Annotated in this window: 11 protein-coding genes and 1 pseudogene; 4 read left to right on the top strand and 8 right to left on the bottom strand. The window is 61.1% G+C overall.

Annotated elements, in window-relative coordinates; all coding sequences use genetic code 11:
- Positions 1-15 precede the first annotated feature (15 nt).
- Positions 16-762 (bottom strand): MarR family winged helix-turn-helix transcriptional regulator, encoded by a 747-nt coding sequence (locus tag ACP15R_RS23980; RefSeq protein WP_424988463.1) that lies wholly within the window; start codon positions 760-762, stop codon positions 16-18.
- Between ACP15R_RS23980 and ACP15R_RS23985 the strand changes: the two genes are divergently transcribed.
- From ACP15R_RS23985 to ACP15R_RS24000, 4 genes are all read left to right on the top strand, one after another.
- Positions 719-1,675 (top strand): tripartite tricarboxylate transporter substrate-binding protein, encoded by a 957-nt coding sequence (locus ACP15R_RS23985; protein WP_424988464.1) that lies wholly within the window; start codon positions 719-721, stop codon positions 1,673-1,675. The genes ACP15R_RS23980 and ACP15R_RS23985 overlap by 44 nt on opposite strands.
- 56 nt (positions 1,676-1,731) lie before the next feature.
- On the top strand, positions 1,732-2,304 hold the full coding sequence (locus ACP15R_RS23990) for a hypothetical protein (protein ID WP_424988465.1): 573 nt from the start codon (positions 1,732-1,734) through the stop codon (positions 2,302-2,304).
- A 1-nt stretch (position 2,305) separates the two neighbouring features.
- Positions 2,306-3,925, top strand: coding sequence for a tripartite tricarboxylate transporter permease (locus ACP15R_RS23995; protein ID WP_424988466.1), 1,620 nt, complete (start codon positions 2,306-2,308; stop codon positions 3,923-3,925).
- A 120-nt stretch (positions 3,926-4,045) separates the two neighbouring features.
- On the top strand, positions 4,046-7,276 hold the full coding sequence (locus tag ACP15R_RS24000; protein WP_424988467.1) for a reductive dehalogenase: 3,231 nt from the start codon (positions 4,046-4,048) through the stop codon (positions 7,274-7,276).
- A gap of 54 nt (positions 7,277-7,330) precedes the next feature.
- On the opposite strand, the gene ACP15R_RS24005 is transcribed toward ACP15R_RS24000, so the two are convergent.
- From ACP15R_RS24005 to ACP15R_RS24035, 7 genes and pseudogenes are all read right to left on the bottom strand, one after another.
- Positions 7,331-8,308 carry a methylenetetrahydrofolate reductase gene (locus ACP15R_RS24005; protein ID WP_424988468.1) on the bottom strand — a complete coding sequence of 326 codons (978 nt, stop codon included), beginning with the start codon at positions 8,306-8,308 and terminating at the stop codon, positions 7,331-7,333.
- Complete coding sequence (locus tag ACP15R_RS24010; protein WP_424988469.1) at positions 8,305-8,772, bottom strand: methylenetetrahydrofolate reductase C-terminal domain-containing protein; 468 nt, start codon at positions 8,770-8,772, stop codon at positions 8,305-8,307. Before ACP15R_RS24010 ends, ACP15R_RS24005 begins: the two co-directional genes overlap by 4 nt.
- A 79-nt stretch (positions 8,773-8,851) precedes the next feature.
- Positions 8,852-9,138 (bottom strand): annotated as a pseudogene (locus ACP15R_RS24015) (formyltransferase family protein); the annotation flags it as partial.
- Positions 9,111-9,242, bottom strand: coding sequence for a hypothetical protein (locus ACP15R_RS24020; RefSeq protein ID WP_424988470.1), 132 nt, complete (start codon positions 9,240-9,242; stop codon positions 9,111-9,113). The gene ACP15R_RS24020 and the pseudogene ACP15R_RS24015, both read right to left, overlap by 28 nt.
- Before the next feature lie 110 nt (positions 9,243-9,352).
- Positions 9,353-10,705: a hypothetical protein gene (locus tag ACP15R_RS24025; RefSeq protein ID WP_424988471.1), complete on the bottom strand. Its 1,353-nt coding sequence runs from the start codon at positions 10,703-10,705 to the stop codon at positions 9,353-9,355.
- A gap of 94 nt (positions 10,706-10,799) precedes the next feature.
- Positions 10,800-11,585 (bottom strand): helix-turn-helix transcriptional regulator, encoded by a 786-nt coding sequence (locus ACP15R_RS24030; protein WP_424988472.1) that lies wholly within the window; start codon positions 11,583-11,585, stop codon positions 10,800-10,802.
- Between the two features lie 272 nt (positions 11,586-11,857).
- A complete protein-coding gene (locus tag ACP15R_RS24035) occupies positions 11,858-12,403 on the bottom strand; it encodes a TetR/AcrR family transcriptional regulator (protein ID WP_424988473.1) in 546 nt (181 codons plus the stop codon).
- Positions 12,404-12,469: the final 66 nt, after the last annotated feature.

The following is a 12,469-nucleotide window of genomic DNA, read 5'->3' on the forward strand; positions in this document are numbered from 1 at the left end:
CTCGGCGCGGGGTGTTCATTGCGCAACCTGCTCTGTCAGAATGTTGATCATCTCGATAAGCTGCTCGCGCCGTTCCGGGCCAAGCAGGGTGTCGAGCTTGCTGTTGCGCTCAAGAAACCTGGGCTTCACAGCTTCAAGGAGTGTTCTTCCGCTGTCCGAAATCCTGACCAGTTTCTTGCGTTTGCTATCCGGATCACTGAGAAACTCGACAAGGTGCTGCTTCTCCAATTGAACCGCGGTGCGGCTGACCTGGCCCCGATCAATGGCGCAAAAGCGGCTTATGTCGGAAATCGAGACATCGCCGAAGGTCGTGGTGACATTCAGGATGCGATAGGCGGTCAGGCTGAGACCGGTTCCCTCGAGCAATCCGATCGCTTCCTGATCCAGCAATTTGCTCAGAATTGACAAACGAAAAGTCAGCCTGTCTTCAAGCGCCCGGACGCCTTCAAGCTGATGTTCAAGGTGTTTTGCTGATATGTGCATGTTCCCTCTTAATGTTGTTTCGACAACATAGATGTTGCGCAGATGCCTATTATACAGTATCACCAAGATAATTGATGGCCAAGCATCACCGAACCTTTGGGAGGAGCTCAAGGTGGGAAGGTCACCGCAATATATGGCGGTTACCATGGTCAGAGAACACAACGCGAGAACACAAGGCGAGGGCACAGTGATTTCTGCCGAGCCACCGCAAAACTGATCCAGGGAGGATTCATCGATGAAATTCCGCGATTTAGCAAAAGCGCTTGCCAGCACGGTCATCCTGGCTTCTGCATCCATTGCCCAGGCACAGGATTGGCAGCCGGGCGGACCGATCAAGATGATGATCGCGTTCCAGCCGGGGGGTGGTGTCGATACGATGGGCCGCCTGCTTGCCGAAGAGCTGGGCACCCGTCAGGGTTGGGAAATCATCCCCGAAAACCTGGCCGGCAAGGGTGGGGCCACCATGGCCAACGCGTTGAAGGACGAACCCAACGATGGCCTTTCGATCGGCATCAGCATCGCCGAAGCCTTTACCTATACCATCCAGGCCAGCCGCGATCCCGGATATGAGCGGGACGATTTCGACTATATTTCGATCCTGACGGGGTCGCAGATGGGCATCGTTTCCAAAACTGACCGTGGCTGGGCGACATTGGACGACGTGCTGGCGGACATGAAGACCGGCACGTCGGTCTCTTTTGGTGCCATGACCCAGAAACTCGCCGATGTCGCCTATCTGATCGGTGAGAAGAACGGTGTCGAGTTTACCATCGTGATGGTCAAAGGGGGCAAGGGGGGCATGAACGGTGTCGTGGCCGACGATATCGACATTGCCTGGGCCGCCGGTGTTCAGGCCGAGGCCGTGCGGTCGGGCGATCTGGTCAATCTTGTCTCGGCAGAGGATGCGCCTCTCAAGCTGTCTCCCGATGCGCCGATGCTCGCCGATTTCGGGGTGCCTTATGCGCTTGGCTCGAAATTCGTCGTGGTGGCCCCCGCGGGTCTGCCCGATGACGTCAAGCAGAGCTACATGACGGCCATTGCCGATATCCTGAATGATCCCGACAGCAAGGTGAATGCCTTTGTGACCAAGCTGTTCTCGGGGCCGGAGGTCGTTCAGGGTGACGAGTTCAGAGCGTTCATCGACAGAAGCCATGACGCAGAAGCCGCGCTTTTGGCCGAAACCTCTAACTAACCAGAGTTGCAGGCGGCCCTGACCGGTCTCCTGGACCCTTCGAAGTCGAGGGCATCATGCTTGGTCGAAACACAGAAATCTGGCTGGCGGCGACATGCCTTGGCCTGTCATTGGCGGCTGCCCTCATCTGGGTGCCGCTGGATACGGACACGACCCCGATCTACAGCTTCCGGCGTCAGACCTACATCGGTGACGCGATGTTGCCGATGATCGCGGCGGCCGGGATAGCGGTGTGCTCGGGGCTGCACCTCGTCTTATGCCTCAGGCGCGCGACCGACGGCACAAGGCCGCCCTTCGATGGATATTCCGGGGTGTTCCTGCTGATGTTTTCGGCGGTCGTATGTGTCGCCCTCGGGGTGATGTTCTGGGCGGGGCCGCTGTCGGTGGCGCTGTTCGGCCCCACGGGTGAAGAGGCTGTCGGGTATCGCCAGCTCAGGGGATCGGCCCCCTGGAAGTATATCGGATTCGGGCTCGGTGGCTTTCTGATGGTTTTCGGTCTTTGCGCCCTGTGCGACGGGCGATTTTCTCTGCGCCGGGGGCTGATGGCAATGCTGGCCGTGGCCGGGTTGATCCTGGTCTTCGATGTGCCCTTCGACACGATCCTGCTGCCCCCCAACGGAGATTTCTGAGATGGGTGTGTTCGACTATGTCTGGGCGGGCATCATGGCTGTTGTCGCCGGACCCGCCGCCTTCGAGATCCTCGGGATCGGTATTCCGCTGACGGTCCTGATGGTGCTCGGGGGGTTCCTTGTCGGCATCATCGGCGGCGCGACACCTGGGCTGGCCGGGCCGTTCCTGATGGCGGTTTCGCTGCCGATCCTTCTGTCTATCTTCGGCTTTACCCCGGATGCATTGCTGCCGGTGCTGGGCTTTCTCGTGGGGATCATGAAAGGGGCCACGGTCGGCGGTGCGGTTCCTGCAATCCTGTTCAATACCCCCGGCACGCCCGATGCGGTGATGACGACGCTGGACGGATACCCCATGGCCCAAAACGGGCAGGCGGGCAAAGCCCTGCGCACAGCACATTTTTCGTCGGTTTCGGGGGATACCTTTTCGGATCTGGTCCTGTTCACCTGCGCCCCGTTCCTGGCCATCGTGGTAGAAGCCTATCTGGGTTTCAGCGAAAAGGCGGCGCTGATCTTTCTGTCCCTTGCATTCGTTTCTGCCGTTGTCGGCGCGTCCCCGATGAAGGGCATGATCGCGGCGTTCCTGGGGCTGTTCATCGCGTCGATCGGAACCGGAGAGGACAACTACTCGCGCCTGTCATTTGGCACCGGCGCTCTGGAAAACGGTTTTCCGATGATCACCGTGATCATGGGGGTCCTGATCCTGGGCGAAGTCATCCACGGCATGGAGCAGATGTGGCGCGACCGCCGCGGGAACATTCGCAAAAGAGAAATCCCGCAATCCGGCGATAATGGGCTGAGCTGGGCTGAGCGGCGCAAGTTGATGCCGTATATCGGCATATCCGCTCTGGCCGGCACATTTGTCGGAACACTTCCGGGGATCGGGTCCACGCTGGCGGCAACGCTTGGATATTCTCTGGGGCAAAAGCGTCACACGGGGCCGGTGCCCTTTGGCAAAGGCGCGCCCGAAGGCATTGCCGCGACCGAAGCGGCCAATAGCGCGGTGTCCGGATCCAACCTGATCCCGGTGCTGTCGCTGGGCATTCCGGGTAATGTGGGCGCGGTGTTCATCATCCTTGCGGCGGAATCCATTGGTGGGTTCAACCCGGGGCCGGGGGTGTTCCGCTTTACCACTTCGGAAGTGAACCCCGAACTGGTCATCGCCTTTGGGCTGTTCACCACCATGATGATCGCCAATATCATCAACTGGCTGATCGGCGGGCGGTTCATGCGCGCCTGTGGCGTCATGGCGCGGATCCCCCTACAGCTGCTGTTGCCGATTGTGTTCCTGCTGACCCTGACGGCGATCTATGTGCAGGAAACCAGCTTTGAGGTCATCTATTTCGCGCTCGCCTTCGGGTTCCTGGGCTATCTGATGCGCAAGCTGGCCGTGCCGACGCTGCCGTTTGTCATTGCCTTCATCCTGGCGGGCAACCTTGAAACGAGCTTCCGGCAGGCTTTCGCGGTTTCCGGGGCCGATCCATTCTTCCTGTTCAAAAGCCCCCTCGCGGTGCTGTTCCTGGCACTTTCGGTGTTCGTGGTTTTCTATTTTGCCCGCCCCAATGGCCCCGCCGCCGGGTCGACCGCATCGCCTAACCGCAATGCCCGAGGCCCCGCGCGATAAACACCACGGGATACGGGCTGCCACTTTGGACGGGACGCAAATTCAGCACGGTGCCGCCGGGGATATGTCCACCGGCGAACCCAGTCTTCATTCCATGCTTTCAGCCGAAGGAACGCACTCATGACGACCCCATTCTTTTCGAACCGTAGCAGGCCGTTCCACCTTGGCCCGTTTCCGTTGGAACGTCTGCTGCGTGTCGCCGCGCCTGTCGGGCCGGAGGCGGTGCCGCCGATGAAACCGGTGGAGTTCGACCGCGCGGAAACCCCGGAATCGCTAGTGAATGCCCTGAGCGAATACCAGGCGATGCTGGATGCGCTTGGGGATGGGTTGGTCAGCAAGGTCAAGGCGAAATGTCCCGACGATCCGCAGGAACGGGCGCGGCACATCAAGTCCTTTGGCTATTTTCAGGACGCGCCAATGGCGGGGATCGCGCGGTTCGACAGCTCCATGCTGCTGGCAGAGCCGATCCGAAATCCCGAGGTCGGCCGGCTGGCCGAGGATCTGAAAACCCGGCAAGTCAAATCGCTGGCCGCGGGGATCGACGGGTTGATGGCCGACCTGCGGGACAGCATGGCGGCACCTCCGCGTACCATCGACGGGCATACCCATGCGGTTGTGTTGCTGTACAACTACAACCGCGACCCGGACCCGGATGAGCCGGGGTTCGACTGGATCGGCGATGCCCAGGCCCAGCGTGCCTGTGTCCGGGGCAGCGAAACCGCGGTGATCCTGGCGAATTACCTGCGGGTTCTGGGCTATGACGCAAAGGCGCATAGCGGGTCCTCCTCGGATGTCGATCTGAACAGGCTGGCGGTTGCGGCGGGCCTTGCGACGGTCGATGACGGGCGGCTGGTCAACCCCTTTGTCGGCGACAGGTTCCAGATCCTTGCGGTCACGACGAATTTCGAAATGGCCCCCGACGCTCCACTGGCGGCAATGGCCGATCAGCCGGGGTCGCTGACCGGCGGGCTGGCCTGGAAAACCGGCTGGGGATCGCCCAGGAATGCCCTGACTGCCGATCCCTTTGCCAAGCGCCAGTATGCGGCGGGCATCCACCCGCTTGAAAAGCTCAATCGCGTCGACAAACCCACGACCTATATCGACGAAACACGGGTCGCGCGGGTGCCCAAACGGGCGGATATGTTTGCCCGTTCCAAGTTTGGAGACATGGGCAAAGCCAACCAGGAGGCCGCGCGGGGAGGGTACTTTGCGTCGAAATCGCCGGTTTCACAGGCCGTGCGGCGGCCGCTGGGGGCGTTCATGCTGTTGCAGGACGGGGTGCCCGCCACCGAGATTTCCGCAGGCGCGAAAGATGCCCGGCGCAATGCCGATGCGGTAAAGGCTGCCGCCTATTTCCTGGGCGCGGATGCGGTCGGGATCTCTCGCTGTCCGGAATGGGCGTGGTATTCCCATGACGCGATAGGCGAGCCGATCGTCCCGACCCAGCACAATGCCATCAGTTTCATCATCGACCAGGGTTTTGACACCACCGAAGGGTCTTCGGGCGATGACTGGATCGCGGTGTCGCAATCCATGCGCGCCTATCTGCGGTTTTCCCTGCTGGGGGGGATCGTGGCCAAGCAGATCCGCAACCTTGGCTATTCGGCCCGCACCCACACCAGCATGGACGGCAATGTGCTGCAACCGCCCTTGCTGCTGTTGTCGGGGCTGGGCGAGGTCAGCCGTATCGGCGAAGTGATCGTGAACCCGTTCCTCGGCCCGCGCCTGAAATCGGGTGTGATCACCACCGATATGCCGCTGGCCCATGACAAGCCGATCGACTTTGGCATGCAGGCGTTCTGCGAATCCTGCAACAAATGCGCCCGCGAGTGTCCGTCGGGGGCGATCACCGCCGGGCCCAAGCTGATGTTCAACGGCTATGAGATCTGGAAATCCGACAGCCAGAAATGCACGACCTACCGCATCACCCAAAAGGGCGGCGCCATGTGCGGGCGCTGTATGAAAACCTGCCCCTGGAACATGGAAGGCCTGCAACACGAAAAGCCGCTGCGCTGGATGGCGATGAATGTGCCTTCCATGGCCGGGGTTCTGGCCAAGATGGACGATCTGGTCGGCAATGGCCGCATCAACCCGCAAAAACGCTGGTGGTGGGATCTCAAGGTCAACCGTGACGGGACCTGCGAGATGGTCAACCCCGAGCAGGAGCCGCCAAACTATCGGGAATTGCAGACCGATCTCAAACTGAAATACGAGGAACAGACCCTGGCGGTCTATCCCGCCGACCTTGCCCCGCATCCCTGGCCCTTTCCGTTTCCGATGGATCGTGAAAAAGGGATCGAAGCCTATCAGGCGATGATCACGGCAAAGGAATACCAGCGGCGTCTGGATGCCGGGCAGGTGGATGACGTTGTTCACCGGTATCAGAACACCGGCGAATCTCCGGTGATCCAGGTCGAGATCACCAAAGCGCAACAGATGACCGACCGTGTGACCAAATACGAGTTTCAAGCCGTGAATGGCGAAACCCTTCCCGAATGGGCCGCGGGCGCGCATTTGGACATCGTCGTCGCGCCCGAGTACTTTCGCCAATATTCCATGAGCGGAGATCCGGCGGATCGTTCAAAATATCAGGTCGGTGTCCTGCGCGAAGACGAGGGCCGGGGCGGTTCGAAGCTGCTGCATCGAATCTTTACCGAAGGGCGCAGGATATTCGTGTCAAAGCCAATCAACCATTTCCCGCTGGCCGCCGATGGCACCCGGCATTTTCTGATGGGCGGCGGGATCGGTATCACGCCGATGATTGCCTTTGCCCATGAGTGCCATGCCAAGGAGGTCGATTTCGAGCTGCATTATTCTGCGTCCCGGCGGTCGGATGCCGGTTTTCTGGAGGATCTGGCCGTCTTTCCCTGGGCCGACAAGGTGACGCTGCATTTTTCCAAGGATGGAACACGGGCGGATCTGGATGAAATCCTAAGGGGGTATCAAGCGGGCTGGCATGTCTATACCTGCGGGCCGGACCGCTACATGACCAGCGTGATGGAGGCCGCCGAGCGTCAGGGCTTTCCCGAGGAGGCCCGCCATCTGGAATATTTTTCGGTCCCCGAGATGCCGGAATATGAAAACCACGAATTCACCCTGCGCCTGGCCAGATCGGGGCGGGATCTGGTGGTGCCTGCGGATAAATCGGCGGCGGATGTGCTGTTGGAAAACGGGGTTCACGTGGACCTGAAATGTGCCGACGGGATTTGCGGCGTGTGCAAATGCGGTCTGGTGTCAGGCGACGTTGAACACCGCGATTTCGTTCTGTCCAAGGCGCAGCGTGAAAGCTCGATCATCCTGTGCCAGTCAAGGGCGGCCGACCCGTCCGGCGTCATCGAGATTGACGCCTGATGCGGTGATCCAACCCCCCGTTTCCTGTCTTTTGACGGCGAAACGGGCGGGAAATCAGGGGGTGTCGTCGCGGGATATGCCGGCTTCCTCGACGATCTCGGCCACCAGATGTTCGCGCCGGTAGGCCATGATATGGACGCCCGCAACGCCGGCGATGTCGCGTATCTGCTCGATCAGCTCGATGCAGATCCGTTTGCCTTCCGCGCCGGGGTCCGGGGCCTTTGCCATCCGGTCGATCACGCTGTCGGGGATATGTATGCCGGGTACGTTTGACCGCATCCAGCGCGCCGCCCGGGCCGAGGCCAGGGGCCCGACGCCGGGCAGGATAAAGACCCGCCGGTCCAGCCCCATGTCGCGCACGCGGGCCATGAAGGCGGCGAAAACCGGGATATCGTAGATATAGTTCGTCTGGATGAACTGCGCCCCGGCCTCGATCTTTTTGGCCAGCCGTTCTGGCCGCCATTCCAGCGGCGCCACACAGGGGTTTTCCGCGGCTCCAAGGAACAGGTGCGGTGGTTTGACGATCTTTCGGCCCGACAGGAACACCCCGTCATCGCGCATCGACCGGATGGTGCGCAGCAGGGTCATGGAATCGAGGTCGAACACCGGTTTCGCCCCCGGCTGATCGCCCGCGCCGACCCCGTCGCCGGTCAGGCACAGGACGTTCCTGACCCCCATGGCAGCAGCCCCCAGCACGTCGCCCTGAATGGCAATCCGGTTCCGGTCCCGGCAGGACACCTGATAAACCGTGCCCAGACCTTTGCGGGTCAAGAGCGCGCACATGCCGATGGACGACATATGGCAATTGGCACCCGAGGCATCCGTCAGGTTGATGGCATCGGCAACCCTGGCCAGCGGTTCGGCGGCCAGAAAGACATCCGCTGGATCGGCGCTGTCGGGCGGGTTCATTTCTGCGGTAACGGCAAATCTCCCTGATCGGAGTACGCGTTCCAACCGGCTATCGGTGTCATGCCCCGGGGGCGGGGCCTCGTAGGTGCGGATGACGTCGGGATCGGTCCAGCGCAGGCTCATGGGCGTGGCTTTCGGCGTGTGGCGGATTTTTTCCGGCAGACCCGAAGCCAGGATGAGCGTCCCTCAAGGCGGCGATCCACGGGCGGCAGAACCCTGTTGATGTCGCCCCCGTGCTTCATTCGCGCCGCGCCGTCCCATGCCAGCAGCCAGACGCACCGCATGTCGGGGTCCACTTCGCAGTAACCGCCCGGCCGGACACCGCCACAGGGGCCGTTGCGCAGCTGTTTGGGGCAATTCATCGGGCAGGACATGCCGGTCGAGGACAGCACGCATTGACCACACATCCGACAGTCGAATAGCGCGCCCTTGATGCCGCGTTCGATCAGGGCTACGGGTGCCTCGATCCGGTCATATCCGATGCGCGACAGGATCGGATCGAGCGCCACGAGCACCCGCTCGAACTGGCGATAGACCCATTCAAAGCTGCGGGCATGGCGAATGGCAAACAGACGCGCTTTGTACATATCAGCCCTTTCGGGTTAGTTGCGGAACAGGATTGTCTTGTTCCCGATAATCAGAACCCCGCGCTCCAGAAACGGCGCCACGGCCCGTGGTGACCAGATCGCCGGGCGTGTCGGCATGGCTGACCTGTTCGACATCCTGCGCGATGATCGGGCCTTCGTCGAGATGCTCGGTAACGTTATGTGCGGTCGCACCGATCATCTTGACCCCGCGCCGGTGCGCCTGGTGAAAGGGTTCGGCCCCTTTGAAGCCCGGCAGGAAAGAGTGGTGGATGTTGATGCAGCACCCCGAAAGACAGGAGACATCTCGTCCGGGTGGATCTGCATGGTCCGGGCCAGACTCACCAGATCGGGGCCGGTGGTCCCGACGGCGCAGCCCCGAGGTCGCCACCGGTCTTGGCCGGAAAACCTGCAATGGTGGCGACAATTCCGGGCCTGTTCTTGCAGCTCACCGTAACAATGTAATCGGCCATGGGCGGGGATCTCCGGGGCGGATCGGGGTTTTTCGATCTGCGACTTTGCGATCCCGCCCGAGGGGGTGAGGTCGGGCGGGATCGGCGCGTGTTGAAAACGCGCTCCGGTGTCAATCTCGCTTGATCGGTTCGGGATCGACCGTCACCCGCACCGTCTTTTGGACATGCCGTTCAACCGACAGCTTTCCCGAGCCGCCCTCCGGCTCGCCCCAGACCAGCTCCAGCTGCCGGCCCTGGACCGCCAGATCAGACCGGATGGAAGCCAGCGAGATACAGGCGCGGTCGGCCTCGGAATAGACGGGATAGAAGGACACGCCGACCGTTTCGCCGTTCAGCTCTACCCGGTCATTGAGCGACGTGGCATAGTTGCCGACCGGCATCTCGATCTTCTTGAACTTGTCGCCCGGCTTGAACCCGCTGGCATAGATGTCGACGACATCTTCGGCGTTCCAGATCAGCCGCACCTTCTTTTGCTTCTGTTCAGGCCGCAGAGCTTCGAGCGCGGCGCGGCCGATAAATTCATGATCGAATTTGATCATGAAACCATATCCCAGATCATAGGGGGTTCGATACAGATCCTCGACCTTGCCGGACCCCAGCGACCCGCCGATGGACTGCTTTGCCTCGACTCCGCTGGCGGGCAGCCATTCGCGATAGGCCTGCATCCTTTCGCCGGTATAGACCGCGGGCAGGATCGCGCCGACCCAACCCGATACCGCCGCCGTCACGGGATAGGTGCGCCCGCCGATGGGGGTCAGATCGTATTTCTTTCCGGCCTTCAGGATCAGGTCGCGCACCTCTTCTCCGACGGCGGACGGCCCCCAGAATTCATATCCCGGTGCGCCGGACATGCGGTGGTTCAATGCGGTGACTTCATGGGGGCCGATGTTGAAACGACCCATCTTGAAGAACGGGATATCGGGCAGCGGCCCGCCGTTGAGTTCCTCAAGCAGCTTGTCGGCATTCGGCCCCTGCACCTGATAGCGGAACACGCGCCGGTCCGACAGGTTCGGCGAGGCCGGGTCGATATGTTCGACCGTGACATCATAATCCCCGGTTTCGGCGTGGTAGCGGACCCAATTCGCCGCCATTAGCTTGCCCACGATGCTGACTTTGTTCTCTTCCTCGCAGAACAGAACCGCATCCCCGATGATATGGCCGTCATGGTTGCAGACGACATATTGCTTGGCCTGCATCGCCCCGAACCCGTCGAAGGAATTGATGCCCAGATCCGTCAGCAGGCGGACGGTATCCGGGCCTTGGAAATAGACGTCGGTCATGTGATGGGACATGTTCTGAAAAATGACCGAATTGCGCCAGGCGCGCTGTTCATCGATCCAGTTGGAAAACTCCGGCCGGACGGGGAACTGGAATTTCTGCTCGGGCGAATTGTACAACATGCCCCAAAGATCGCCATGGGCGTCGATCTTGTCCTGTAGCGATGTGATCTGGGTGTCTTTCATTTTGTCCTCCTCGGGCTTTCCATGACAGATAGACCGGAAGGCAGCGGGAGATATGTCATCCGGATGGATGACGTGGGCCACGGCGGCGGGGCCGTCATCGGGAATCCAGGAACAGCGCCATCAATTCTGTTGCTGAGCCGACGCCCAGCTTGCGATAGGCGCGTTGCCGAAAGGTTCGGACCGTGGTTTCGGACAGGTTCAGCTCCACAGCCGTTCCGGCCACCGATCGCCCATCCAACAATTGATCACAGACCTCGGCTTCGCGCTGTGACAGGGCGGCAAACCCGGTGACATTGCGTTCCTTCAGGCTCGAGGCTCTCTGCTGTGCCGTGAACTGCAAATTCTCGGCGCCGATGATCTGGTGGCGCAGCGCGACGAGCCCGTGAACGATGGGAACCAGCCGGGTCAGATCGTCATACTGCGTGTCGGTCATCCAGCCATCCGCCGCCCCCCTCAGATAAAACGATTCAAACCCCGACCCTTCGTCACGGGAAAAAACCGCTACACGCTCGATGATCTTGGCGCGGTCAAACACCTGACGGCGCGGGTCGTTTTCGGGAGGATGCCATCGGTCGATATGCACCCCGTCCCGCGGAGCGTTCCGGATCTGGGCAACCTTTTGACGATTGATATCCGGATCACCGAGCAACGCATCCGCGTTCTTTTGAAACCAATAGTCGCTGATGCGTCCGGACCAGATTGACAGAACCAGCCTGGGACGTGCCAGATCGGGAATGTAGTAGGCCCCGAAATTATCGATACGCGCCGCCGTCGACAGATACTGCAACGCGGTTTGGCCAAAGTCTTTTGTGGCGACCTTGGCCACCACCGCGGCCGCCCCCTCCAGGGGGTGGGTGGCTGAATACGTCCTGTTCTCCATCCCGTCGTCAGGCACCTTTCGGGCCAAGCATGCAAAGGCTTGGTTGCGCAAGTCCGGTGACGGGCAGACCTTGCCTTTCGCCAGACGGATTTATCCTACAGGCTCAGTGACATGTATGCCAAGGGCGGTGCAGCGGTTGAGCATGGTGGCGCGGTTCTGGATTTCCACCCCGCGACCATTGCCTCTTCGCAACCTCATGGCGTCGCGTCCGCTCAGACGGCGCGCAGATCCGGGCCGGCCAATCGGCTGAAATAGCAGCCTGCAAGACGCCCTCAGGAGCCGCCCTCGGCTGGCTCCGGCCGGTGGTATTGCAGGCACTCCGCCAGCCTGCATGCGCTGTCGGCGGCGGCCGGTCCGAGCAAGGGCCAGCTCTGAGTCAGACCCTCGAAGATGAACGCGATATCCGTGACCTTGTTTTCCAGGCGGGCCGCCCTGGCGGCACGTTCGGCAATCTCGCTCTTGTGCCGTTTCAACAGGTCCATCAGCCGGTGATCCTGCGGGGCGGCGGCGACGGCGGCGTGGAACAGGCAGCCATGGGGGGCTTCGGTTGCCATCCAATCGGCAATCCGGTCGATGATTGCGCCAAGGGCCGTTCGCTCGTCGCCGGGAAGCCCGCCAAAAACCCGATCCAGATAGCGTAGATGCCTGAATTCCAACGCGGTCAGCACCATGTCATCGCGCGACGGCGTGTATTTGTAGAGCGTTCGCAGGCTGACACCCGCCGCGCTTCGCAGGGTTTCGACATTGGGTTCGGCAAAGCCGTGGGTGACAAATGCCTGCTCCAGCCCGGCGGCGATCTTGGTTGCGGTGTCCATCATGCTTGACCATGTAGAGAGGTTGCTCTACCACGGCAAGTAGAGGATTCATTCTACCCAAGGAGCAAT

Source organism: Microbulbifer sp. S227A (genome assembly GCF_049800935.1).